Origin of the sequence: Wukongibacter baidiensis, from assembly GCF_050888315.1 — a bacterium.
Classification (GTDB): Bacteria; Bacillota; Clostridia; order Peptostreptococcales; family Caminicellaceae; genus Wukongibacter; species Wukongibacter baidiensis.
Genome location: NZ_CP138202.1, coordinates 656,759 through 680,027, shown reverse-complemented (window position 1 = coordinate 680,027; position 23,269 = coordinate 656,759). Strand labels below are relative to the sequence as shown.

At 32.6% G+C, this 23,269-nt stretch carries 30 protein-coding genes and 1 pseudogene; 21 read left to right on the top strand and 10 right to left on the bottom strand.

The features are described 5' to 3' along the window. The first annotated feature begins 242 nt into the window (after positions 1-242). The 11 genes from R9X47_RS03385 to R9X47_RS03335 all read left to right on the top strand — a co-directional run bounded on the left by R9X47_RS03385 (position 243) and on the right by R9X47_RS03335 (position 9,290). The gene (locus R9X47_RS03385) at positions 243-530 is read left to right on the top strand and encodes a LysO family transporter (RefSeq protein WP_432665295.1); all 288 of its coding nucleotides are present in this window, start codon (positions 243-245) and stop codon (positions 528-530) included. A 2-nt stretch (positions 531-532) separates the two neighbouring features. After that, positions 533-1,129 carry a lysine exporter LysO family protein gene (locus tag R9X47_RS03380; protein ID WP_432665294.1) on the top strand — a complete coding sequence of 199 codons (597 nt, stop codon included), beginning with the start codon at positions 533-535 and terminating at the stop codon, positions 1,127-1,129. Between the two features lie 302 nt (positions 1,130-1,431). Continuing rightward, entirely contained in the window at positions 1,432-2,472 is a 1,041-nt protein-coding gene (mltG, locus tag R9X47_RS03375; RefSeq protein ID WP_432665293.1) for an endolytic transglycosylase MltG, read from the top strand. Between the two features lie 180 nt (positions 2,473-2,652). Next, on the top strand, positions 2,653-3,318 hold the full coding sequence (locus R9X47_RS03370) for an O-methyltransferase (RefSeq protein WP_432665292.1): 666 nt from the start codon (positions 2,653-2,655) through the stop codon (positions 3,316-3,318). Further along, positions 3,311-4,546 carry a peptidase U32 family protein gene (locus tag R9X47_RS03365; RefSeq protein ID WP_432665291.1) on the top strand — a complete coding sequence of 412 codons (1,236 nt, stop codon included), beginning with the start codon at positions 3,311-3,313 and terminating at the stop codon, positions 4,544-4,546. Before R9X47_RS03370 ends, R9X47_RS03365 begins: the two co-directional genes overlap by 8 nt. A 1-nt stretch (position 4,547) precedes the next feature. Then, positions 4,548-5,198: a uridine kinase gene (gene udk / locus R9X47_RS03360; protein WP_432665290.1), complete on the top strand. Its 651-nt coding sequence runs from the start codon at positions 4,548-4,550 to the stop codon at positions 5,196-5,198. Positions 5,199-5,357: 159 nt separating this feature from the next. Further along, positions 5,358-7,058 (top strand): peptidoglycan D,D-transpeptidase FtsI family protein, encoded by a 1,701-nt coding sequence (locus R9X47_RS03355; protein ID WP_432665289.1) that lies wholly within the window; start codon positions 5,358-5,360, stop codon positions 7,056-7,058. A 78-nt stretch (positions 7,059-7,136) separates the two neighbouring features. After that, positions 7,137-7,670, top strand: a complete 534-nt coding sequence (locus R9X47_RS03350; protein WP_432665288.1) for a GrpB family protein — start codon at positions 7,137-7,139, stop codon at positions 7,668-7,670. A gap of 15 nt (positions 7,671-7,685) precedes the next feature. After that, entirely contained in the window at positions 7,686-8,603 is a 918-nt protein-coding gene (locus tag R9X47_RS03345) for a CPBP family intramembrane glutamic endopeptidase (RefSeq protein ID WP_432665287.1), read from the top strand. 33 nt (positions 8,604-8,636) lie between these two features. After that, the gene (locus tag R9X47_RS03340) at positions 8,637-8,885 is read left to right on the top strand and encodes a TIGR04076 family protein (RefSeq protein WP_432665286.1); all 249 of its coding nucleotides are present in this window, start codon (positions 8,637-8,639) and stop codon (positions 8,883-8,885) included. 45 nt (positions 8,886-8,930) lie between these two features. Further along, positions 8,931-9,290, top strand: a complete 360-nt coding sequence (locus R9X47_RS03335; protein WP_432665285.1) for a hypothetical protein — start codon at positions 8,931-8,933, stop codon at positions 9,288-9,290. A gap of 66 nt (positions 9,291-9,356) precedes the next feature. On the opposite strand, the gene R9X47_RS03330 is transcribed toward R9X47_RS03335, so the two are convergent. Continuing rightward, positions 9,357-9,602 carry an AbrB/MazE/SpoVT family DNA-binding domain-containing protein gene (locus tag R9X47_RS03330; protein WP_432665284.1) on the bottom strand — a complete coding sequence of 82 codons (246 nt, stop codon included), beginning with the start codon at positions 9,600-9,602 and terminating at the stop codon, positions 9,357-9,359. Positions 9,603-9,757: 155 nt separating this feature from the next. After that, a complete protein-coding gene (locus tag R9X47_RS03325) occupies positions 9,758-10,075 on the bottom strand; it encodes a hypothetical protein (RefSeq protein WP_432665283.1) in 318 nt (105 codons plus the stop codon). Positions 10,076-10,326: 251 nt separating this feature from the next. On the opposite strand from R9X47_RS03325, the gene R9X47_RS03320 reads away from it, so the two are divergent. Together R9X47_RS03320 and R9X47_RS03315 are read left to right on the top strand one after the other, a co-directional pair. Beyond that, positions 10,327-10,770: a GNAT family N-acetyltransferase gene (locus tag R9X47_RS03320; protein WP_432665282.1), complete on the top strand. Its 444-nt coding sequence runs from the start codon at positions 10,327-10,329 to the stop codon at positions 10,768-10,770. A gap of 70 nt (positions 10,771-10,840) precedes the next feature. Next, positions 10,841-11,341 carry a hypothetical protein gene (locus tag R9X47_RS03315; protein WP_432665281.1) on the top strand — a complete coding sequence of 167 codons (501 nt, stop codon included), beginning with the start codon at positions 10,841-10,843 and terminating at the stop codon, positions 11,339-11,341. 69 nt (positions 11,342-11,410) lie between these two features. Here R9X47_RS03315 and R9X47_RS03310 read toward each other — a convergent pair whose 3' ends face one another. Beyond that, a complete protein-coding gene (locus tag R9X47_RS03310) occupies positions 11,411-11,740 on the bottom strand; it encodes a hypothetical protein (protein ID WP_432665279.1) in 330 nt (109 codons plus the stop codon). A 189-nt stretch (positions 11,741-11,929) separates the two neighbouring features. Between R9X47_RS03310 and R9X47_RS03305 the strand changes: the two genes are divergently transcribed. Further along, positions 11,930-12,088, top strand: a complete 159-nt coding sequence (locus tag R9X47_RS03305; protein ID WP_432665278.1) for a DUF1737 domain-containing protein — start codon at positions 11,930-11,932, stop codon at positions 12,086-12,088. A gap of 76 nt (positions 12,089-12,164) precedes the next feature. Here the strand turns inward: R9X47_RS03305 and R9X47_RS03300 are convergent, their stop codons facing one another. Next, positions 12,165-12,398, bottom strand: a complete 234-nt coding sequence (locus R9X47_RS03300; RefSeq protein ID WP_432665277.1) for an AbrB/MazE/SpoVT family DNA-binding domain-containing protein — start codon at positions 12,396-12,398, stop codon at positions 12,165-12,167. Positions 12,399-12,533: 135 nt separating this feature from the next. Here R9X47_RS03300 and R9X47_RS03295 point away from each other — a divergent pair, with 135 nt between their 5' ends. The 3 genes from R9X47_RS03295 (at position 12,534) to R9X47_RS03285 (ending at position 13,563) form a co-directional block, all read left to right on the top strand. Next, complete coding sequence (locus tag R9X47_RS03295) at positions 12,534-12,794, top strand: hypothetical protein (protein WP_432665276.1); 261 nt, start codon at positions 12,534-12,536, stop codon at positions 12,792-12,794. A gap of 13 nt (positions 12,795-12,807) precedes the next feature. Next, entirely contained in the window at positions 12,808-13,059 is a 252-nt protein-coding gene (locus tag R9X47_RS03290) for a hypothetical protein (RefSeq protein WP_432665275.1), read from the top strand. Between the two features lie 147 nt (positions 13,060-13,206). After that, entirely contained in the window at positions 13,207-13,563 is a 357-nt protein-coding gene (locus R9X47_RS03285) for a sigma factor (RefSeq protein ID WP_432665274.1), read from the top strand. Here the strand turns inward: R9X47_RS03285 and R9X47_RS03280 are convergent. Then, positions 13,538-15,187, bottom strand: coding sequence for a recombinase family protein (locus tag R9X47_RS03280; protein WP_432665273.1), 1,650 nt, complete (start codon positions 15,185-15,187; stop codon positions 13,538-13,540). The genes R9X47_RS03285 and R9X47_RS03280 overlap by 26 nt on opposite strands. A 188-nt stretch (positions 15,188-15,375) precedes the next feature. Here R9X47_RS03280 and R9X47_RS03275 point away from each other — a divergent pair, with 188 nt between their 5' ends. Beyond that, on the top strand, positions 15,376-15,576 hold the full coding sequence (locus R9X47_RS03275) for a hypothetical protein (RefSeq protein WP_432665270.1): 201 nt from the start codon (positions 15,376-15,378) through the stop codon (positions 15,574-15,576). A gap of 146 nt (positions 15,577-15,722) precedes the next feature. On the opposite strand, the gene R9X47_RS03270 is transcribed toward R9X47_RS03275, so the two are convergent. Next, positions 15,723-16,073, bottom strand: coding sequence for a hypothetical protein (locus R9X47_RS03270; protein ID WP_432665269.1), 351 nt, complete (start codon positions 16,071-16,073; stop codon positions 15,723-15,725). Between the two features lie 152 nt (positions 16,074-16,225). Here R9X47_RS03270 and R9X47_RS03265 point away from each other — a divergent pair. Then, positions 16,226-16,360, top strand: a pseudogene (locus R9X47_RS03265) (sigma-70 family RNA polymerase sigma factor); the annotation flags it as partial. Here the strand turns inward: R9X47_RS03265 and R9X47_RS03260 are convergent. Beyond that, the gene (locus R9X47_RS03260; RefSeq protein ID WP_432665268.1) at positions 16,332-17,885 is read right to left on the bottom strand and encodes a recombinase family protein; all 1,554 of its coding nucleotides are present in this window, start codon (positions 17,883-17,885) and stop codon (positions 16,332-16,334) included. The pseudogene R9X47_RS03265 and the gene R9X47_RS03260 sit on opposite strands and share 29 nt — an antisense overlap. A gap of 222 nt (positions 17,886-18,107) precedes the next feature. Between R9X47_RS03260 and R9X47_RS03255 the strand changes: the two genes are divergently transcribed. Further along, positions 18,108-18,677, top strand: coding sequence for a hypothetical protein (locus R9X47_RS03255; protein ID WP_432665267.1), 570 nt, complete (start codon positions 18,108-18,110; stop codon positions 18,675-18,677). Here the strand turns inward: R9X47_RS03255 and R9X47_RS03250 are convergent. The 3 genes from R9X47_RS03250 to R9X47_RS03240 all read right to left on the bottom strand — a co-directional run bounded on the left by R9X47_RS03250 (position 18,674) and on the right by R9X47_RS03240 (position 21,663). After that, positions 18,674-18,937, bottom strand: coding sequence for an AbrB/MazE/SpoVT family DNA-binding domain-containing protein (locus R9X47_RS03250; protein ID WP_432665266.1), 264 nt, complete (start codon positions 18,935-18,937; stop codon positions 18,674-18,676). The two genes, R9X47_RS03255 and R9X47_RS03250, sit on opposite strands and share 4 nt — an antisense overlap. Before the next feature lie 265 nt (positions 18,938-19,202). Continuing rightward, entirely contained in the window at positions 19,203-19,811 is a 609-nt protein-coding gene (locus R9X47_RS03245; RefSeq protein ID WP_432665265.1) for a hypothetical protein, read from the bottom strand. Between the two features lie 253 nt (positions 19,812-20,064). Continuing rightward, positions 20,065-21,663: a peptide chain release factor 3 gene (locus R9X47_RS03240; protein WP_432665264.1), complete on the bottom strand. Its 1,599-nt coding sequence runs from the start codon at positions 21,661-21,663 to the stop codon at positions 20,065-20,067. 372 nt (positions 21,664-22,035) lie between these two features. On the opposite strand from R9X47_RS03240, the gene R9X47_RS03235 reads away from it, so the two are divergent. Next, positions 22,036-23,214 (top strand): MFS transporter, encoded by a 1,179-nt coding sequence (locus R9X47_RS03235; protein ID WP_432665263.1) that lies wholly within the window; start codon positions 22,036-22,038, stop codon positions 23,212-23,214. The last annotated feature ends 55 nt before the right edge of the window (positions 23,215-23,269 follow it).

Below are 23,269 nucleotides of genomic sequence, written 5' to 3'. Positions count from 1 at the left end.
TTGAACTTCATTCATTCTGAAACATCTCGGGGCTGAACTCATAAGATATCTTATGAGTTCAGCCTTTTTTGCTGCCATTTTTCTTCGAAAAATGACATAAATAAAAAAAATAATCTTTATAAACTTCAGATTATTTAGTATAATTTAATTTGTGTGGGGGTACGAACTTTGTTATTTTTGGTGGGGTGAATACTAGTTTTAATTTTAGATGTACAATTTTATAGGCTAGAGGAGAATAAAACATGAGAATACTGCTCTATATAGTAATTATTTCAATAGGTGCTTTAGTAGGTTACAAAGAACTGGTATCAGAAAAATTGTCTAGCAAGATGAGTTCGCTTCAATATTTCTGCTTACTTTTTCTACTTTTTGTTATGGGAGTTAAGATAGGTGTAAATAAAAATGTACTTATGTCTGTTCACAAATTAGGATTTACAGCAATAGTAATATCGATATTTTCAATAGGATTTAGTATTTTAGGAGTTAAACTTATATCGAAATATATAAAGGCAGAAAAGAAGGTGAACTAAATATGACTATTCATATATTGCTTTCGGTAGGACTAGGTATTGTATTTGGTTATTTTTGGACTCCAGAAATTATAGTTCAAAACATAGATATTTTGATTGATTTTGGGTTATGTCTACTTCTATTCTTTGTGGGAATAGACATTGGTAAAAATAAAAGTATTATTAGTGATATTAAGAGTTATGGTTTCAAAATATTTCTGATTCCGCTTTCAGTGGTAATTGGAACATTGCTTGGAAGCGTAGCATCAAGCTTCTTTTTAAATTTATCAATATTTGAGACTGCAGCCGTTGGCGCAGGTTTAGGTTGGTATTCCCTATCAGCAATAGAGCTTTCAAAGCACAGTGCAGAACTCGGTACAATAGCTTTCTTGGCAAATGTATCAAGAGAAGTTATTGCACTGATAGTAATCCCCATTATAGCAACAAAAATAGGACACATCGAAGCTATTGCTCCAGCCGGTGCAACATCGATGGATACGTCATTGCCTGTAATAACAAAGGCTACAAGCGGTAGTATATCGATATTGGCTTTCTTTTCAGGTGTAATATTATCTATACTAGTACCAATATTGGTTCCCCTTATGATGAGTTTTAATTAATTGAGCAAATTGCATAATTACCATCGTAAAAAACTTACTACTATATATAGTTTTGAATTCCCTAGAGCTATACCACATTTATTATGCAATTGTGCCAAGTTAGAATCATGAAATTTCCTCAATCGAGAATATTTATAAAGACCCTGTTAATTATTAATAATTAACAGGGTCTTTAATCTTGTGTTATTCTTACGCTAATTTTTTATGATGAAAAACTTGTAAAACTTTGACGGCAAATGTATAATATAATGAGGAATTTGACATTGAGTAGGTAGGTATTACCAAAGTTTGGAGGAATTATAATGAAAACCTCAACTAAAAGAAGAAAAATTATCAGAAATGCCATCCTAGGGTTGCTGTTAATTACTCTGATTTGTATATTTAGTGGATACAATTACTATAGTTCTTTAAAATTACCTGTAGATGTAAACGATTCAAAGGATATTATTATTAATATTCCTAGTGGAGCGTCGACTTCTAAAATAGCTAATATTTTGAAGAAAAACGACCTCATAAGAAATGAGCTATACTTTAGATACATTTCAAAGCAAAGGAAAATTGGTGCTAAATATCAGGCTGGAGACTATAAACTACATAAATCAATGGATACTGATCAAATAATTGAAAAATTAATAAATGGTGAAGTATACGTTGAAACAGCCAAGTTTACAATACCTGAAGGTTTCGAACTAAATCAAATTGTAGAAAGACTTTCTAATCATAGTGAACTAAATATAAATAAAGAGAAGCTATTGAATATTCTTGAAAACGAAGATTTTGATTTTAAGTTTCTAAAGGGAATCCCAAAGGGTAAGAATAGATTGGAAGGATATTTGTTCCCAGACACCTATGAAGTGACTAAAGACAGTAGCGAGAAGGATGTTATCTTAATTATGCTTAATCGTTTTGATAAAGTCTTTAAAGAAGAGTATTATGAAAGAGCAAATGAACTGAATATGAGTATTCAAGATATAATTACTCTGGCATCGATAATTGAAAGAGAAGCCAGAGTAGAGAATGAAAGACCTATTATTTCAGGCGTGTTTTATAATAGGTTAGAGAAAGAAATGCTTCTTCAATCCTGTGCAACTATTCAATATGTTTTAGGTGAGAGAAAGGAAAAGCTGACCTATAAGGACTTAGAAATAGAGTCATCCTATAACACATATAAAAATGTAGGACTTCCTCCTGCTCCGATTGCTTCGCCAGGAGAAAGCTCTATAAAGGCAGCTCTATATCCAGATGATACAAAGTATCTGTATTTTGTGGCTAAGGGAGATGGAAGCCATGTGTTTACTAAGACCTATAAGGAACATTTAAAGGCAAAGAACGGAAATAATTAATTTTTGACATTTTGGAAAAACTAATACGTGGTAGGAACCACGTATTAATTTTTGTCGAGGTCATTTTTAAAGAGAAATTTGACTAAAGCGAAGGGATCTACTGTACCTGAGTTTTTATGCTTATTGTTGAAATATATATAGTGCGTTACAAGGCGCCTTTGCCCATAAAGGAGGGTTATTTTGAGCAGTAATATTGTTGATAAATTGGTTGAAGAGTATATAAGAGATATACTTCCTAAAAACGATGGATTAATAAAGAAGCTTGAGGAGTTTGCAGAGGAAAATAATGTTCCTATTATTCATCCAGAGGTAGCTAAGTTTTTAGAAGTAATAATAAAAATGAGTAAAGTACGTAGTATATTAGAGGTTGGAACGGCAATAGGATATTCCTCATTAATCTTTTCAAATGCTATGGATAATTCAGGTAAGATAATAACAATAGAAAAGAGAGCGGACATGCATGAATTAGCATGTAAGAATATTAAAGAAGCGGGTCTTGAATCTAATATTACTCCTATGCTTGGAGATGCTGCTGAGCTGCTGCCAGAGATCGATGGAAAGTTTGATATGATTTTTTTAGATGCAGCTAAGGGACATTATCAAAAATTCCTTTTATCATGTATAGAAAGACTGAATGAGAATGGCATTATAATTTCAGATAATGTATTATATAAAGGAATGGTTGCGTCAAATGAATATTTAGTAAGAAGAAAAATAACAATAGTAAAAAGAATGAGAAAATATCTAGAATACATATCAAATCATCCACAGTTAACTACAAGTATTATTCCGATAGGTGATGGTGTGGCATTAACTTATAAGTCCGGGAGGGATTTTAGTGAATAAAAAGGTTGAATTGTTAGCTCCAGCGGGAGATTTAGAAAAATTAAAATATGCTTTGATTTATGGAGCCGATGCAGTATATATAGGTGGACAGATATTTGGTCTTCGTGCCAGCGCAAGGAATTTCTCCATTGAAGAGATGGAGGAAGGAATAAAATTTGCCCATGAAAGAGGAAAAAAAGTATATGTAACATTAAATATAATACCTCACAATGATGATTTAGAAGAACTTCCAGGTTATTTAGAAAAACTGAATAAAATAAATGTAGACGCAGTTATTCTTTCAGACCCAGGAACCCTAATGTATGTTCAGGAGTATGCTCCAGATCTAGAGGTACATCTAAGTACCCAGGCAAACAATACAAACTACATGAGTGCTAAATTCTGGCACAAGCAAGGTATTAGTAGAATTGTAGTAGCAAGGGAGTTGTCCTTTGAAGAGATAGGACAAGTGAAAAAGAACATACCAGAGGATTTAGAACTGGAAGGATTCATACATGGTGCTATGTGTATTTCCTATTCAGGAAGATGCCTACTAAGCAATTATATGGCCAACAGAGATGCAAATAGAGGTGAATGTGCACATCCATGTAGATGGAATTATTACCTTGTTGAGGAGAAGAGGCCAGGGGAATATATAAAGGTTACCGAGGATGAAAAGGGGACATACTTCTTTAACTCTAAGGACTTATGTATGATAGAATATATTCCTGAGCTTTTAAACTGTGGCTTATATAGTTTGAAAATTGAAGGTAGAATGAAGAGTATATACTATGTTGCTAATACTGTACGAGTGTACAGAAAGGCAATAGATGAATATATGAAGGATCCAGAAAACTATGAATTTAACCCTGAATGGATCGAGGAACTAAGTAAAGTAAGTCATAGAAAGTTTACTTCTGGTTTCTATTTAAACAAACCTAGTGAGGATGATCAATTATACTCTACAAGTTCATATATAAGAGAATATGATTTTCTTGGAGTTGTCTTAGATTATGATAAAGAAAGTGGTATGGCATTAGTTGAGCAAAGAAATAGAATGTTTAAAGGCGATGAAGTAGAAATTATTGGACCTGATTATAAAGGGTTTAAACAAGAAATAAAGAAGATGTTAAATGATAAGGATGAAGAAATAGATGTGGCCCCACATGCTCAACAAAAAATAAAAATATACATGGACAATCCTGTAGAGAAATATTATATATTAAGGAGAAAAAGGGAGGACGATTAATTTGACAAGACCAATATTGATTGGAATTACAGGTGGAACTGGTTCCGGAAAGACTACTGTTGCTAAGGCGATCTACGAAAGCCTACCAGAGAAAAACATATGCGTTATTGAACAGGACTCATACTATAAAGATCAGAAACACTTATCTTTTGATGAGAGAACGCAAACAAATTATGACCATCCTTTGGCATTTGATACGGATCTTTTATTGGAGCATTTAAATACATTATTGAATGGTGAAAGTATAGAGAAACCAATATATGATTTTTCGAATCACATAAGAAAGCATGAAACAATCACAGTAGAACCAAAGGACATAATTATGTTAGAAGGAATAATGATTCTTGAAGATGAAAGATTAAGAGATTTGATGGATATAAAGATTTTCGTTGACACTGATGCAGATGTTAGAGTTATTAGAAGGATTGAAAGAGATATTGCTGACAGAGGTAGAACTTTAGAATCCGTTATAAATCAATATCTTGGAACGGTAAAGCCGGCACATCAACAGTTCATTGAACCTACAAAAAAGTATGCAAATATCATCATACCTGAGGGTGGATACAATAAAGTTGCAATCGATATTGTCGTGGCTAAGGTACAATCAATAATTTATGAGAAAGAAAATGGTAGTAGTATACTTGTACTCTAAAGAGTCTGAACTCTATAAATAATGCACTAAATTCTATATTCATTCAATAATTTAACTCTAAAGTTCTATAGAGACTCAAGTAGAACTCAATATTGTTTAGAGTATACACCTTCCCCTATATGGTAATAATCCATAGTATCATAGGGGAAGGTGTTTTTTATGGAAAAAAGTACGAAGAGTAATGAAAGTCGTAGATCTAAGGCAAAAGAGTCTAGAAGCATAAGAGAAAGAAGGTTAATGAAGGTTTTTGGGTTAATAGCCTTTATATTGTGCATTCTTGCTTCAAGACTATTTTACATTCAACTTATAAAGGGTGAAGAATACAATAAAAGAGCCTTCGAGCAATGGTTTCATGTAATTGGAAATATTCCTGATAGAGGGACAATATATGATAGGAATGGAAATCCGCTTACAGACAAAATTCAAGAAGATTACTTGACTCTGGAATCAGGGTTTTACTTAAATGACAAGAATATTGATGTAATAAGCAAATTGACTGACATAGAAAAGGATAGGATACTTAAGATAGTACCAAAGGAAAAGAAAGTAGAATTACTAATAAAAAATTATGATAAAGCTTTAATTATGGATATTCTAAAGAACAGAGGAGCAGCAACTATTAGGCGGACGAGGAGATATGATGAGGGGGGCTTGGCCTCCCATGTTATAGGATATATTAATAAGTCTAAAAATATAGGTGTTTCGGGACTTGAAAAGGCTTTTGATGATGAACTAGGGGAAAATAGAGGGAAAAAGGTTGGAGCTATACTTGATGCTCAAAATAGAATCATACCTGGCTTTGGATATATTGTTATGGAGAAAAAAGATGTAATTAAGAGAAATCTCATTACTACTTTAGATAGTGAAGTTGAAAAAATATGTGAGGAAGAACTAGACAAAAATAATTATATAGGCAGTATTGTAGTTCTAGATGCTAAAACAGGAGATGTTTTAGCTATGACAAGTAGGCCGAACTTTAATCAAGATAATGTTGGTGAACACTTAGAAAGCAATAAAAAGGAACTTTACAATAAGGCTATACAAATCTCATATCCACCGGGCTCGGTTTTTAAGATCGTTGTTGCAGCAGCACTACTTGAAAACGATACAATAAAGCTCCAGGATAATCTAGTATGTGAAGGCTTTGAAATGTTAGGAGTGAATATGATAAAATGTAATGCCTATGAAAGAGGTGGACACGGTGAGTTAACCTTTGAAGAGGCCTTTGCACGGTCATGTAACTCAGCCTTTATTCAAGGAGCAATAAGCCTTGGGGGAGAAAAGCTTATGGAAACCTTTGAAAAATTTGGAATTGGTCAAAAAACTGGAATTAGGATTAATGAAGAGACAAGTGGGAATTCACCTACCATGGATTATGTTAAAGGTCCTGGCATTGGAAATGTTGCCATTGGTCAGGGGACGGTTGAAGTAACACCACTGCAAGTTGCGAGGTTTACTAATATAATCGCAAATGATGGTATAGATGTTGGTGTAAGACTTGTAAAATCAATAGCAGATGATAATGGAAAAATTATAAATGAGTTTGATGATAGGGAGATAAACAGAGTTATATCAAGTGACACTTCTAATAAGATAAAAAAAATGATGAAGAAGGTGGTTGACGAAGGAACTGGTCAGAGAGCTAGGCTTGGCAGAGTAGAAAGCTATGGCAAGACTGGTTCTGCTCAAGCCGTTGGACTTGATGGTGAAACAGTTCACGCTTGGTTTACGGGCTTCTTCCTAGGAAAAAAATCAGAATATGTAATTACAGTTATTGTCGAGGATAAAAGAAGTGGAGGAAGAATAGCTACTCCGATATTTGCTAAGGTAGCACAAAGAATGATGGAAAAGGGATTATAATTGAAAGGAATACCTTCTATGTTATGGTATAATATGAAAATGATATTTCATACTTTATCATATATAGGAGGTATTTTTATGAGTGAGCAAAAGCAGATTAGAATAATAGAGGTTGTTCCATATAATTCCCAGTGGAGAGATGAATATCAAAGGGAAGCAGAGAAAATATGTAGTACAATGCCTAATGAGATAGTTGAAATACATCATATTGGTAGCACATCTATTCCCAATATACATGCAAAACCAGTAATAGATATTTTAATAGGAGTAAAGGATATTGAAAAGGTTGATAAGTACAATAAGGGGATGGAGGAGTTAGGATATATACCAAAAGGGGAACTTGGAATACTTGGCCGTAGATTCTTCTTAAAGGGATTATACAATAGAACTCACCATGTACATATCTTTCAAGCAGGAAACCCAGAAATAGAGAGGCACTTAAACTTTAGAGACTATATGATAGCACATCCAGACAAGGCAAAGAACTATGAAGAATTAAAAAAAGATTTGGCTGCACAATTTAGATATGATAATGTAGGATATTGCAATGGCAAAGATGCCTTTGTTAAAGATATAGACAAAAAAGCGGAAGAATGGGCAAAAAGAAGGTAAATAAGGAGAGAAGATTTGCTTAAAGATAATATTAACAAACTAAACGGAAAAGAAATCTTTAAAACTTTAGAGCATAGCAGATTCCTACCTAATGTATTTTTGACGTTACTTATTTTCTTTGCATTATGGGCAGGAAGTTTTATGTTAGGAAGATTTATATCTAAATATATATTAAGAGCTATTGTTGATGAGAATTTGAATTTACTCTTACGCAGAATTATAACATGCGGTCTTCAAATTATCATATTTTTTATATGGGTAAGATTTATAGAAAAAAGAAAAGTATATACTATGGGTTTTAGATCTAGTAAAAGAGCCCATAAATTCCTTAGAGGTGTTTTTATAGGGATTATGACCATTACTATCATAACTATTATTTTATCCCTTCTAGGAGCAATAGAAATCGAAATTAGTAAAAATATCGATATGGGTATGAATAGATATATGAGCATAGTATTAATAGTGCTAGGCTGGCTAGTTCAAAGCGCATCAGAAGAGATAGCTATAAGGGGATGGTTAATACCACTCTTAGGAGCTAAATATAGTGTTTTTACAGCTATATTTATTACTTCAGTTGTATTTGGAATCTTGCATTTATTTGTTCAAAGTGCAACTGTATTATCATTTGTAAATTTAATTTTATCAGGTATTTTCTTTGCCTTATATGCTATAAATGAAGACGGTCTTTGGGGAGTTTGGGGCTGTCATTTTGGCTGGAATTTAGCTTTAGGCAATATATATGCATTTAATGTTAGTGGATTTTCATCAATTGGCTTTACAGTGTTTAAAATAAAGGCGATTGGAAGCAAGATATTAACAGGAGGTTCATTTGGACCAGAAGGAGGGTTATTAGCAACATTAATTTTAATTGTAGGAATTATGATATGTGGGTTTAAGATAAAGAAGCATGATTCTAGAGAAACAATAGTTTAAGATCTAACAGAAAGTAATGAGGTGGGGGATATAGTGAAGGTCAAATTAACAATTTTAGAAAGTAAGTGCCGTGGAAACTATCACAAGCCAGGAGATATTTATATAGTAGAGGATATTTGTCCACCAATTTGTCATGAATTATGGCAAAGTGTATATCCCAGTGTATATACACTATTAAATAATGGGGACCTAGATTATGGAAGCACTAAGGCAAAGAAATTTCAAATGAGATGTCCAGATAATGGCAGAGTTTTAATAAAGGGAGAAGTAGTTGTTGAGTAGAATTAATAATATTAGTATTTAATTTTAGGATAGATCGGAGAGCAAATGAGAGACAATAAGAATCTAAAAAAGTTTGGTGATTTGGTGTTGTTTTCATATTTTGGAGTTTGTACATTACTATTAGTATTACGTATACCAGAGTTAACATTAATCAAGAAAATAGTCTTTTTAATTGGAGCGATAATAGGTTTTGGGTTGAAAGTAGTAATTATTTTGATGTATTGGTATATAATCAAAACAAAATATGTTAATGAAGAAAAAAAGATAAAGCTTACTCACATAATAATAGGTGCATTATTAGTTATGTTAGCAGCACAATCATCTGGCTTAAACTTTATTGAAACATTTGTTTTCATATCAATAGGGATTATATTAAGAAATGGTTATAAAATATCATTAAGGTAAAAGCAGAAATAGGAAGTCTTAAGTAGACTTCCTATTTTCGTCAAGACTGAAAAGACACTATTGAAGTTATTGTAGATCAGCAATTCCTTCTATGCAATCTTCACAAATATACTTTCCTCCGAAATTTCTTACATTATTAGTATTCTCACAGATATAGCAGCGTTCTACGTACTTCTCTATGACAATACAACCCGAGTCTATAGATATTTCTACCGGGTCTTTAACCTCAATCCCCTTTGTCCTCCTTAACTCTATGGGAATAACAATACGCCCCATATGGTCTAAACGTCTTACGATTCCAGTAGCTTTCATGATATAACCCCCCCGAAGAGTATTATACCATGAATTGTTCGAATATTGTATAAATTCACATAAATAAACCGATGTTTTTTATTATGTACATATACTTGTATAAATAAAGATAGATTATGCTAAAAGACCGCAAATGCGGCCTTTTCTTTTGATTGCTATTTCGGTTGACCAGCGGTCCACTCAGTTATAGCACCCTTTTCATTCCACTCCATAAATAGAAATGGTGACTGCAAAATAATATTAGGTAAGGTATCGCTAAGTGGTCTAGGAACAATATGATGTATCAGATATAATTTGCCATCATAACCTCTAGCAATAGCAAAGTAGAATAAATCATCTAAATTTACATCACGCATGAAATAGCTTGATACTACAACACCTTGACCAGATTTATTGGGAATTATTGCAGAGGGATTAAGTCTTTTAGCTTTAGCTAAAAGGTCAGATGGTATTTGAGTCATCCTTCTATACATAAAAACGACCTCCCGGTGAATTTTTCCTATTTTATTTATAATATGCTATAGAGTCTATAATTGATAATAATAATAGGAAATTATTTTATGTTTATACTGGAATTTTAGAAGGAATAGCAAATATTAATTTGGTTTTTACATATGAGTAATTATAAAATGGGTTGTGATACCAACTTGAAGTGCAGGCTGAGCTAAGATATCTTGAGTAAAATACTACCAAAACATGATATAATATGAAAGGGGGGATAGTGATGAATGAATTCTTCGATATATCCTATGATGAGGTTGAAATCATTAAGAATCTTTGGGAAAAAAACAGACAGTACCATGAGAATACTTCAGAATATTTTAAGGAAGCATATCGTTTCATTAACTTTGATCAGAGGATCAAAGCTTTCAGTGTGTTTAGTGAGGAAACAATGAAAATAACTGTAGCAAAGAGCAATGGCAAATATGTTGGGTATTGTATATCCACGATTGCTGATGGAAAGGGAGAGCTTGAATCACTACATGTTGATGAAAGTAATAGAGGTAAGGGAATTGGCAAGAAGCTTGTAGTTAAGCACATAGATTGGATGAAAGAAAAGAGCTGCAAAGTAATCGGAGTAACAGTATCGCAGGAAAATGAATCTACAATATCTTTTTATAAGAAGCTTGGACTCTATCCTAATACCTTGTATATGCAACTGAAATAGAAGAATCAAATATGATTGGAGAGTATCCCAACTATATACTTTTAAAACCTTTGACAAGGGAGCTGTTAGTTTGAAAGAAAAATTTGTACCTGATAATTTTATAGTACCAGAAAAGCTCGAAACTGATAGGTTTTGCTTGAGAATGTTAAGCGTTGAAGATGTGGAAAAGGATTATGAAGCGGTTATGTCAAGTGTAGAACATCTGAGGAGTTTATCTGACCCAGAAGATGATAATATATGGCCTGAGGAAAGTATGACCATTGATGAAAATTATGAAGATTTAAAAAGACATCAAGATGAGTTTTTAAGAAGAGAGGCATTTGCTTATACCGTTGTTACTCTTGATGAAAGCATGTGTCTTGGCTGCGTATACATATATCCAAGCAAGACTGTAGAGTATGATGCAGATGTAGATTTGTGGACGAGACAAAGTGAATTAGAGAATGGATTAGATGAGTTGCTATACCAAACGGTACGAGATTGGTTGGAAGTAAAATGGCCATTCAAATCTATAGCATATCCTGGTAGAGAAATCAGTTGGGAAGTCTGGAGAGAGATTAATCCAAAATAGAGGACTGAAAAAAGAGGCTGTTTCATAAAGCAATCTTATGAGTACAGCCCTGGGTGTTTCAGAAATTCGTCATTCTGAGACGCCCAATTTTTGTTGCCCCGCAGCCCACTCGCGGATAGCACCGGTTTGATCCCATGTAACAGACAAAAATGGGGACCGCAAAACAATGTTGCCTAAGGGATCTGGAAAGGGCTTAGCAATAGGATGATATACTAGATATAATCTACCATCATAGGCCTTAGCGATACCGAAATAAAATAAATCATCTAAGTTTACATTACGCATAAAATAACTTGATATTATAACACCTTTACCCGGTTTATTTGGAATTGTTGCAAAGGGGTTAAGTCTTTTGGCTTTAGATAAAATGCTTTGGGGAATTGAGGCTCGTCTATTCAAAACACTTTCCTCCTAGAAATTACTATAGATAAATTTATTATATGCAGCAGAATCCATTATTGTTAATTTAGGAGATTCGTATTTAGGGGGATGTATGTTATAATATGAGCTTAATAAGTTTATCTAAGCTTGATACATAGTTGTTATTGATGGGAGGAATTTATTATAGAAGATAAATTAAAATACCGATTGATTACTGGAAAAGACGATGCGAATTTTTGTAAGCGAATTTCTGGATTGCTTGATGAGGGTTATGAATTATATGGATCTCCATCATGTACATTTAATGGGAAAGATGTAATTGTGGTACAGGCTGTAATTATTAAAGATGACAATGAGAAAAAATAAATATAGAAAATAAAAAAGAGGCTGGCTCATAAAGTTATATTATGAGTCCAGCCTCGAGATGTTTCTGGCTTAGAATTTAAAACCCTTTTATACAGTCTGTACAAATATGTTTTCCCTTAAAGGATTTTAGATTCTCTGTATTATCACAAATATAGCAACGTTCTATATATTTTTCTATAATAATACATCCTGAATCTATGGATATTTCTACAGGATCTCTTGGGTTAATTTTTCTTATTCTTCTTAATTCTATGGGGACAACAATACGTCCCATATGGTCTAAACGTCTTACAATTCCAGTTGCTTTCATGATATCCCCTCCTGAGAAGTATTATATCACAATTTGTCGAAATTTTGTATAAATTAAGAGAATAGATCAAAACTATTTACAACGAACGTGTGTTCGTATATAATAAAGATAAATTATGCTTTAGGAGGTAATTTTATGAAGGTTGTAGCACTACCGATTGAATGTATAGCTTGGTTTAACGAAGATGGAAGCCCAACACCTTTAAAGTTTAGAATCGCTGATGAAAATGGAAATACAACTATAAAAATAAATCAAGTCATACATAAAGAGAAGGAAAAGTTTGCAGGTAATCATATGTATGTATTTGACTGTCAAAGTGAAATTGATAATGAGATAAAGAGGTATCAATTAAAATATTCACTTGCTAGCTGCAAATGGATGCTATTTAAAATATAATGGGGTGAAGTATATGAATGATTATATATTAAGATATTCATTAGATAACAGGGAAAGGATAACGATTATGTATATAAAGGGCATAAAAATTACTCAGAGAGAAATTCAAGTAAAAAGAATAGAAGAGGACTCCATTATTGCCCATTGCTATACAAAAAATGCTATCAGAAAATTTAAAAAAGAAAATATTTTAGCGGCAACAATGCTTGGATCAATTTACAAGAACAAAGCCTTTTATAAAGATTCTCAAAGTGGACTTTCTTGAAGCAAATAACGGAAATTATATTTATCAAATTTTAAATGACAGAGGTAGACTCAGATAAATTTTTATTAAATACTATCAAGACATGCACAAAATAATGGATATCTACATATAATTTATAATGACTAAAACTATGGAGGTGGCAGCCACATGTGGTTAACTATTGTATCACTTCCTTTACTTCTTTTATCTGCTTTTGTTTCAAACAATACCTCGTTTCCTAAGCCTTTATCATCAGATGAAGAAGAAAAGTATTTGAGATTGTACTCTGTGGGAGATGAAGATGCTAAGAATATACTAATAGAAAAAAATCTTAGACTAGTTGCTCATGTGGTAAAAAAATACCATAATACGGGATACAATCCTGACGATCTTATATCGATAGGAACTATAGGTCTAATAAAGGCAATAACTACATTTGATGCCGGAAAAGGTACTAGACTTGCTACTTATGCTGCGAGATGTATAGAAAATTCTATGGTTACATTGTGGAAACATTTTTACTAATTTTTTTAGTGTTATAGCCAAACATAACAACATCTATATAAGCCCCATCCCAAGTTAGCTTCTCAACAATACTCCTGATAAGGTTTCTTTTCTCAATACTATCTAAAGAATCAATGATCTCAGAAAACGTCTCAAGCATGTTTCTTATAACATCAAGATTCTGCTTGCTTAACTTATTATCTTCAGCCTTTTCTTTTAAAGTATGTAACCTTTCCTTTGACTTTACATTTTGTCTATCCAAATCATCAATCTGATTAATAATATGCTTAGCAGCTCTGGTATCATATCCTTGAGATAAAGTACTTACTAAGTTAGCAATAGAACTCTCAGTATTCTTAATAGTGGCCTTAATTATTTCAATCTCAGAAAGAATACTATTTTGTGAGTATTGAAGGATTATTCTATCATTACTGATTTTATCAAGTAAATCCGATTTATTAGATGATAGCCTTTTAATCTCATCAACTAAAAGCTTATCGAGCTGATTGCCATTTGCATTTTTCATGTTGCATTTTTGTCTTTTACTTCGTTCCTTTAATTCACACATATAATAAAAGGCCTTTTCACCATTTTTCTTAATTCGTCCATATTTTGGTCTCATATAACTTCCACAGTTTTCACACCTTAATAAACCCGATAATAGAGTATCATTATTCCTTACCATTCTATAACTCTTTGATCTATTCTTCATTAGCAAATCCTGAACAGCAATCCATTTATGACCACTGATAATTCCCTTATGGGCACCAATTGAAATAATCCATTCAGAAATATCTTTAAGCTTATGGGACTTGTTTTTCTTTTGAGATGTCTTATTATATGCCATGATCCCATTAATACCATTAAAAGCATTTTCGGTTGCAAATACCTCATAGTCATTACTTATAAAATATTCATATAGATTCTTATCAGCAATAGCATATACAGGATTAGAAAGTAATTTTTTTAAGACAAACCTTGAATAATCGATTCCATTCTTACTTTTAATATCATTCTGGATGCAATAGGTCTCTAACCTTGATAAAGATTTCAATTCCAAAAACTTATTGAAAAGAAGAGCTATTATTTCTAGCTCTTCCTCAATAGGGGAGAGCCTAAAGTGCTTAACTTGCTTACCCTTTAATTCATCATGAACAGCCTCAGAGCTAAAGCCAGTAGGAGTTATACCACCAAGCCATCTACCGGTCTTAGCAAGCTCTAGCATATTATCTCTAATTCTTTCGGCTGTAGTTTCCCTTTCGAGTTGAGCAAATACAGAAGCGATATACATCATAGCACGCCCCATAGGAGTAGAGGTATCAAACTTTTCCCTAACAGAGACGAAAGCAATTCCTTTGTCCTGAAGTATCTCGATTATATCTGAGAAATTTGAGATATTTCTACTGATCCTATCAAGCCTATAACATATCAAGATATCAAACTCTTTCTTCTTAGCAGCATTTATCATTCTTTGATATTCCGGCCTATCTATATTCCCTCCGGAAAAACCCTCATCTTCGTATATAATAAACTCCTCAATATCAAAATGGGTATTAGCATAGTCTTTACAAATCTCTATTTGATTTTGAATTGATTCTCCCTTACCCGTAAACTTAGATTTTCTTGAATATATAGCAGCTTTCATACTATCACCTTTTAGAAATTTTTGTTGCCACTATATATATATAATTTCTGATAGAAAATAAGAACTAGTGTAAAAGCAATGAAGAAGATTTACATAAATTTTATGAAACAGTTATTATACTAAATATCAATCTACATAGGACATCTACCAGCTTTCATATACTTATATCAGTAGAAGGGGGAAGCGATATGAAGATTAAGATGCATTTTCCTAAAACTAAAGAAGGTAAGCAGGCGCTACAGGAAAGAGTGGCAGAAGCTCATGCAAGAATGATAAAAAATTACATTGAAAAACTTCAGTGTTCCCCAGAAGAGAAAATAAGACTTTTCAATCAAATTAAAGAGGATATTAGAATAGAAGCGGAAAAAGCAGGGGATGTCTCAGAATGACGAATTTCTGCGTTATTTAAAATTTCAGAGACTTGGCACGTACATTAGTACTAGCCAAACCGCTGAAATTTCAAAACCTTGAACTTCATTCATTCTGAAACATCCTGGGGCTGTACTCAGAAGATTTTCTTATGAGACAGCCCCAGTTAAAGGTATTTATAAAGTAATACGGTCTGAACTATTGTAAATACAGTAAAAGTAACTAGATGCCAATCTTCCTTAGTAGAAAGATAATTTTTAAATCTAATATAAAAATGCATAGGAAATAATAGAATCCATACAACTGCTTTAGCAGTGTGACTGTAAGAGGAGGCTCTGTAAGAGATTGTCAGGAGAAAAGTAAGAACTACGATTCCTATGAAAAAGTTAATGAATTTATTGTCCGATACAAGATATACTACATCATCAAAGTTATCTGCCTTTGCTAAACTAAGAATTTTAAGATTATAAGCTATTAGAAAAAGTACAAGAGTAATAAGTAATATTAAATCAATCATAAGATACGACCTTCTAATTAGATTTTATTCGATAATAATTATAGCATAAATATAAGAGTTGTTTTTAGACAAAACATACCAGTAGAGAAGTTAGATATGCCTTTTAATAATTGAATAGATTCTTTCTGATAAAATGTTTCCGTAATGTGACTATAGCAAATGAGATTTTAATGACCATAAGAGCTGGTAAAAAAACAAAGAATGAAGTTTCTATCCAAGAACCTATAGGAATCGATAAAGAGGGGAATGAATTCCCCTTTATAGCTTATCGCTTTTTAATAGCCTAGGTAACTTAGGGTATATGATAAGTGTAAACTGATCGTTTCTTTGATTTTTCATTTTACTATATTCAGCGTGATTTAAAACAGTTTTTAATAATATATTCTTTTTCGCAGCATCATCTGACCTAGTATATAAATCTAGAACATTTTCAACTAAGGGAGCTATTTCATTTAGATTATCGATATGATCGCCTGAAATATCTAAATCTTTTTCTGTTTTATCGATATTTATTTTAATTTCTTCAATTCGCTGGGTAATGTTTTCGGACCTTTCTATAAAAGTATCTATATTATAAATTCCACGTTCCAAAAGGTCGTGAAGATTATTTTTTTGCTTCTCTAACTTAGCGAGCTCAGTTTTGAGATTCTTTAAAGCCTTTTTATGTATAAGAACTAACTCATCTATATGAGAAGTTTTAGGATACTTGATTTCCTTCCACTCTGCTTTGTAGTGTATAAGCCACTCCTTTAAGGCCTTTAAAAGTCTCTCCTCAATATATATGAATTTTGAGCTTTTATTGCCACAATTATTGTAGCATACAATATGAGGGTCTCTTTTTCCGTAGGGTCTATAAACCATGGAAGAACCACAGAATTTACACCTAACAATGCCAGCAAGGGGATTGGTTATCTTAGTGTTGTGAGGTACATGGGAACGACTCCTCAAGATTTTTTGAGCTAATCCATATATATCATCGGAGATAATAGCTTCGTGTTTTCCATCCACAGTGATCCATTGGCTCTTTGGTCGCATCTTAACTTCTTTGTTTTGATTTGGCTTACTTGATTTTGTAATTCTATTTTTTTTCCATTGAACTTTTCCCGTATATACTTCATTCTTTATTATATTGTTAACAGAAGCATTAGACCAATCCCTGCCGGTATATGACCTATAACCTAATTGATTAAGCTTATTGGCAATTTTTTTACATCCAAGATGTTCTTTAGTGTATAACTCAAATATTAGTTTAACAACATAGGATTGTTCAGGGTGTGGTTTAAGGGTTCTAAATTTGCCCTCGTAGTGTATTTCATAGCCATAGGGAGGTAAGGTAGCAATATAGTTTCCATCTTCAATAGAGCGAAGCCTGCCGCGTTGTAATCTACGATTGATAATTTTTAATTCTTTACGGGCCATAAAGGCTTCAAACTCAGAATACTCTTCATCAAACTCATCTTGAAGGTTATATATTTTGCGAGGAGTGATTATTTTAGTATTGGATTTTTTAAAGGTTTCGAGTATAAGTCCTTGCTCCTGCATGTTACCACGGCCAAGGCGATCTATATCCATACAAAGAACTGCTTCATAGATTTGTTCCTCAACCTCCTTTAAAAGCTCAAGCATTTCGGGCCTATGAATTAAACTTTCTCCAGAAACTACTTCTTGACGGATTTTCAATATATTTAAGTCCATGTCATTTGCGACTTTTAGTAATATTTTTCTATGTTTTGAAAGGGTTTCACCTTCATTATATTTTTCAGCTTCTTCATCAGCTCTAGATTTTCTTAGATATATGCAAACTCTATTCATATACTCGACCTCCCAAAACTTAATAGATATTATATGTTTATTTTAGAAAGTCAAAAACATGATATAATAACCGATAGGGAAACTATATAGTGGAAGAAATGTTATTGAATGGTATATAGAATATGATGAAAACTATTATCATGAATTTCATCCAAATGAAGAATTATATAAAAATAAAAAACAATTGATCTATATAATGAATTTTAAAGAAGGGGAATAGAAATGGACAAACTTTTATTTATTATGATATCATCCTGCTTTATTATAATTATAGTTGGCCAGCGGGTGAGTGCCTATAAAAGAGAAAATAAGGCCATTGCCAAATCATTAAGAAGTCTACATTTGATTGAAATTCTTCTTTCTATAATGTGGTTTTTTATGGCTTTTTCTTACTTAATGATGTATATGCACTACGATATTGATTATATAAATGAAACTCAAGATTTTTATAAACTCTATACAGCAATATTATATGCTCTAGTTGGAACTTCTTGGCTCTTAAGGGGAGTGAGCAAGGATTTTATCGACGAACATGGTATTTATACTGTAGGAGGAAAGTATAAATGGCATAGAGTTGTTAGCTATAAGTGGGGAAGTAAAGAACATAAAAAGGTTAGGAAAAAGACTATTGAGTACTATGATTTAACACTTATCGTAAAGAGAGGAAAACTTGACAGGTGGATCTTAGATGAAGAAAATAAGGATGTTATTTTAGAAATAGCTTCGAGTGATAAAGCAAAAGTTGAAAAGTATTTAATAAATGTCATAAATAAAGAAAAAGGAAGCTTTTAACAAGCTTCCTTTTTTCGACTTACAATAGCTATAATTTCTTCTATACAATCTTCACATATAAACTTATCCTTAAAAGGTTTTACATTATCATTAACTTCGCATACAGAACAGCGGTCTTTATACTTTATAATTCCAATACATCCATCGTCGGTAAAAAATTCTACTGCATCGTCATATTTTATAGATATTTCTTCTCTGACTTCCTTAGGTATTGGAAAGCGTCCAGATAATTCAATCTTTCTAACTCCGAAAGGTCTCATATATATCTCCTCCCTTTGCGAACTATTATAACATCAATTTTAAAAGTATTGTTATATTTCTATCACTTTTAAGCAATTATTAAGATATTAGAAATATTATGGAAATTTAAGGCATAGAATGCTAAAATGATTTTTTGAAATATTGATGAGAGGAAAAGAGAGTCGTAGTTATTTCAATAAAAATTTAAAGAGAGGGGAATAGAAAAAGCTTGACCAAGCACATCAACTTTCATTAAATTGATATATTAGTCAAACTTTTTTAAGATTATTTATGTGAATCAATATCTAGTAAGAAATCGGCATTTTTACTATTGTCGGAAACATTAATAGAATCAGAAATTTTCTTTTGCTTATGTTCTGATTTCATTTCTAACTGCACAGCTTCAAAATTATCTGGATAAGGAATGGAATATGTTGCAAAGTTGTTTCCTTCATAAATAGTTATTTTAGTAGTAGTTGAGCTAAAAGGAGGAACTCCATTTTCTCCATCTGGAAGATTTAGAAGGTGAAGTCTTAAAAGAAGTTCTACTTCTAGTCCACCCTGTGGGGCTACTTTTCCTTCAGGTAGCATTACCATACCAGTTATCATCTTTCTTGAATTAGACTTTGTTTCTTCCTGGGTCTTTACATCTAATGTTCTTGTTTCGTTACTCCAAGTTACATCGTAACCGTAATCACTTAAATCTTCAACTATTATTGCGGTTCTTCCTCCAATATTCACGGAAGGTATTGTTTTACCATCGATAACTGTAACAATATCTGTGTAAAAAACTTGACCAATTATATCTCCAATTTTTGGGCTATAGGCTGAAACTGTTATAGCACTCAAGGATACTATTGCAGCTACCGTTAGCATTCTCCATTCTTTCTTCACGACTATTATCCTTTCTAGTTATAAATAATCTAGGTTTAATGTTACTTAAATTGTAACATGTAGGTAGTTTCAATCAACCTCCAATATATTCCAAGTAGAACAAGGTATCTTAATCTATATAATTGGTAGATCTTGTAAATTTAACAGGGTGTCCTCAGAAAAAGCTAACAAAAAATAACGTCTATGATCAATTGCTATCGAACATAGACGTTATATATGAAAACTGACATATTTATTTTGTAGAAAAATCACATTATATTGAAACTTCTTTTAACACTGCATCTTTATTTCTCTCAGCCACGTGTCTAATTGACCATTCATTCTGGAATAATATTACAGGATCCTTATTTTCATTTTCAACAATCATTGTGTCCATTGTGAGTGAGAAAGTGTTTGGATCAAAATTATCCATATCAACCCAACGAATATAACGGAAGGGTAGCTTTTCAATGATAATGTCAACACCATACTCATTTTTGAGACGGTATTCTAGTACTTCAAATTGAAGGGCGCCAACCACGCCAATGATTAATTCTTCCATTCCAATATTAGGACGCTTGTATACCTGTATAGCACCTTCTTCAGACAACTGAGTAATACCCTTTAAAAACTGCTTTCGTTTGAGGGAATTCTTTGTAGTTATCTTTGCAAAATGCTCTGGAGCAAATTGTGGTATACCTTCGTATTGAAGTTTTGATTGATCCTGGCATAGGGTGTCACCGATTTTAAATATACCTGGATCATGGATTCCAATAATATCACCGGGATAAGCGGAATCTACTATTACACGATCTTGAGCTAAAAATTGCTGAGGCTGTGCTAATCTTACCTTTTTCTTTTTCTGTACATGGTTTACTGTCATACCCTTTTCAAACTTACCAGAGCAGATTCTTAAGAAGGCTATCCTATCTCTATGGGCAGGGTCCATGTTTGCCTGTATTTTGAAAATAAAACCAGAAAAATTATCTGATTCTGGGTCAACATCACCTAAATTACTTTTACGAGACTTTGGAGGTGTAGTTATATCTAAGAAAGATTCTAGAAATGGCTCAACTCCAAAGTTAGTAAGGGCGCTTCCAAAGAATACAGGTGTTAATTCACCACTTAATATTTGATCTAGTTCAAATTCATCGCCTGCGATGTCTAGTAGTTCAATTTGGCCTTGTATTTCTTCATGGAGATCTTCACCTAATAACTCAGTAAACTTCTCATCGGTGATATCTCCTGTTATAGCCTTAGCAACTGATTGTCCATGGTTACCGCCATCAAAAACTTCAATTTGCTTCTTTTGACGATTAAAAACTCCTTTAAAATTACCATCGGTGCCAATTGGCCAATTCATTGGGTAAGAGCGAATACCTAACACATTTTCAATTTCATCCATTAAATCAAATGGATCTTTTCCGGCACGATCTAGTTTATTAATAAAGGTGAATATAGGAATGCCTCTCATCTTACAAACATGAAACAGTTTCTTCGTTTGAGGTTCAACACCTTTTGCACAGTCAATAACCATAACGGCACTATCAGCAGCCATTAGAGTTCTATAGGTGTCCTCACTGAAATCCTGGTGACCTGGTGTATCAAGAATGTTGATACAGAAATTATTATAATCAAACTGAAGTACACTTGAGGTTACGGAGATTCCTCTCTTTTTTTCGATTTCCATCCAGTCTGATACAGCATGCTTATTTGATCTTCTTGATTTTACTGAACCAGCTTCACGGATAGCACCACCGTATAAAAGAAATTTTTCTGTTAAGGTAGTTTTACCGGCATCGGGATGGGAAATGATCGCAAAGGTCCTTCTTCTTCTAACCTCTTCAACAAAGCTAAAATTTTCTTTTGACATTTTTTATCTTCCTTTATCTAAAATTATTATTAATAATTATTCAATAAAAACCTAGGGGATCAAGCCCCTTTGTTTAGGCTATGACTTCATAAAAAAAGTATAACCTTTTATATGTTATACTTTTATTGTTTATCTGTCAATTCTATTTGGGATAATGGCTAATAACTTTTCATATAATATGTAGTTTTTTATCAATTAGTGGGTATATGAAATATTAGGTAAGTAAATCTATTGATGTTATAGATTTAAATAGATATAATGGAACAGGTATATAGAGTTTAAAGGCATAATTGATGTAATAAGAATCATACAAAGGCAGTATTTTTAATAATAAGTTACTATAATAAAATCTAAATTTATGAGGTGTTGATTTTGAGCAAGAAAATATCCTACTTAATAGTTGTAATGTTCTTTATGAGTGTCTTAGCAAATATGGCCCATCCTGTTACACCGGAGCTGGTGGTAAGCCTTAATATGTCTTCGCTTATGTATGGAATAATGTTCGCTGCAATGTCTATAGCAAGCTTTACTATGTCACCAATATGGGGAAGTCTATCGGATAGACATAGGACCAGAAAGCGGTTTTTATACTTTCCTATGATAGGTTATGGGCTTGCACAAATAGGATTTGGATTTTCTACATCTCCAGTAATGATAATTATGTTTAGAGTTATTGGAGGGGGATTTGCTTCATCAGTGTTTACTAACGCTATAGCCTATATAGTAGATGAAACCGATAATAAGAGTAGAAGTAAAGCTATTGCCTATTATACGGCTCTGTCAGGATTTGGAGGATCCTTAGGATATCTAGTTGGGGGCTACATTGGGGCAAATGATTACCATAATGCCTTTATTTTTCAATCCATAGGACTTATTCTGCACGCTATAATAGTTTATTTCTTCTTACCAGAAAGTGATGTGAAATTTGATAATATAGAAAAGAAATCTACACATTTTATTTTTGAGATTAAAGATGACTTTAAAAAATATATGCCTACAGCATTGGGAACTTTACTTTTGTTGGTGCTGTTGACATCATTCTCATATATAGCCTATACTACAGGAATAAACTACTTCCTAAAGAAATATTTAAACCTGAATCCATTGCAAATAGGGTATTATATGGCCTTGACTGGTATTGTGGGTATGATAGCAAATGTTTATTTGACTCCAAGGGTGTCAAGAAAATATGGAGATAAAAAATCGCTCAAATATGTTTTATTGGCTACAGGTATAACACTTACAATTCTTTCAATGATGAAGAACTTACTTTCACCGATTTCAATAATCGTATTTTTTATTTTCATATTTGTTATATCTATGTTCAAGCCTTTACTGCAGACAATGGTATCAAACCTCAGCAAGAATGAGCATGGAAAAATCATGGGGCTGCAAAGTTCAGCTAACTCTGTGGGAATGGTCGGAGGGTCCTTATTTGCTGGAGCCTTACTAGATATATATCCGAAAGTAACATTTGTTGCAGCAGCAGTGGTATTTATACTGTCATATTTAATAATCATATATAGTAAGAGATTAAATCGTGCTGCTTGAAAAAACATAGTTATGAAAAATATAAAGCACTAAGGAAAAGAGGCCTTAGTGCTTT

Bases quoted from the DNA above. Each gene is read 5' to 3' on its own strand.
- R9X47_RS03285 (WP_432665274.1), top strand. From the start codon at position 13,207: ATGTGGTTAACTATTGTATCACTTCCTTTACTTCTTTTATCTGCTTTT.
- R9X47_RS03275 (WP_432665270.1), top strand. From the start codon at position 15,376: ATGAAGATTAAGATGCATTTTCCTAAAACTAAAGAAGGTAAGCAGGCG.
- R9X47_RS03240 (WP_432665264.1), bottom strand. From the start codon at position 21,663: ATGTCAAAAGAAAATTTTAGCTTTGTTGAAGAGGTTAGAAGAAGAAGG.
- R9X47_RS03250 (WP_432665266.1), bottom strand. From the start codon at position 18,937: ATGAGACCTTTCGGAGTTAGAAAGATTGAATTATCTGGACGCTTTCCA.
- R9X47_RS03380 (WP_432665294.1), top strand. From the start codon at position 533: ATGACTATTCATATATTGCTTTCGGTAGGACTAGGTATTGTATTTGGT.
- R9X47_RS03290 (WP_432665275.1), top strand. From the start codon at position 12,808: ATGAATGATTATATATTAAGATATTCATTAGATAACAGGGAAAGGATA.
- R9X47_RS03260 (WP_432665268.1), bottom strand. From the start codon at position 17,885: ATGAATAGAGTTTGCATATATCTAAGAAAATCTAGAGCTGATGAAGAA.
- R9X47_RS03335 (WP_432665285.1), top strand. From the start codon at position 8,931: ATGAGAGACAATAAGAATCTAAAAAAGTTTGGTGATTTGGTGTTGTTT.
- R9X47_RS03300 (WP_432665277.1), bottom strand. From the start codon at position 12,398: ATGAAAGCAACTGGAATTGTAAGACGTTTAGACCATATGGGACGTATT.
- R9X47_RS03330 (WP_432665284.1), bottom strand. From the start codon at position 9,602: ATGAAAGCTACTGGAATCGTAAGACGTTTAGACCATATGGGGCGTATT.
- R9X47_RS03270 (WP_432665269.1), bottom strand. From the start codon at position 16,073: ATGATTGATTTAATATTACTTATTACTCTTGTACTTTTTCTAATAGCT.
- R9X47_RS03280 (WP_432665273.1), bottom strand. From the start codon at position 15,187: ATGAAAGCTGCTATATATTCAAGAAAATCTAAGTTTACGGGTAAGGGA.
- R9X47_RS03350 (WP_432665288.1), top strand. From the start codon at position 7,137: ATGAGTGAGCAAAAGCAGATTAGAATAATAGAGGTTGTTCCATATAAT.
- R9X47_RS03385 (WP_432665295.1), top strand. From the start codon at position 243: ATGAGAATACTGCTCTATATAGTAATTATTTCAATAGGTGCTTTAGTA.
- R9X47_RS03295 (WP_432665276.1), top strand. From the start codon at position 12,534: ATGAAGGTTGTAGCACTACCGATTGAATGTATAGCTTGGTTTAACGAA.
- R9X47_RS03320 (WP_432665282.1), top strand. From the start codon at position 10,327: ATGAATGAATTCTTCGATATATCCTATGATGAGGTTGAAATCATTAAG.
- R9X47_RS03325 (WP_432665283.1), bottom strand. From the start codon at position 10,075: ATGTATAGAAGGATGACTCAAATACCATCTGACCTTTTAGCTAAAGCT.
- R9X47_RS03255 (WP_432665267.1), top strand. From the start codon at position 18,108: ATGGACAAACTTTTATTTATTATGATATCATCCTGCTTTATTATAATT.
- R9X47_RS03355 (WP_432665289.1), top strand. From the start codon at position 5,358: ATGGAAAAAAGTACGAAGAGTAATGAAAGTCGTAGATCTAAGGCAAAA.
- mltG (WP_432665293.1), top strand. From the start codon at position 1,432: ATGAAAACCTCAACTAAAAGAAGAAAAATTATCAGAAATGCCATCCTA.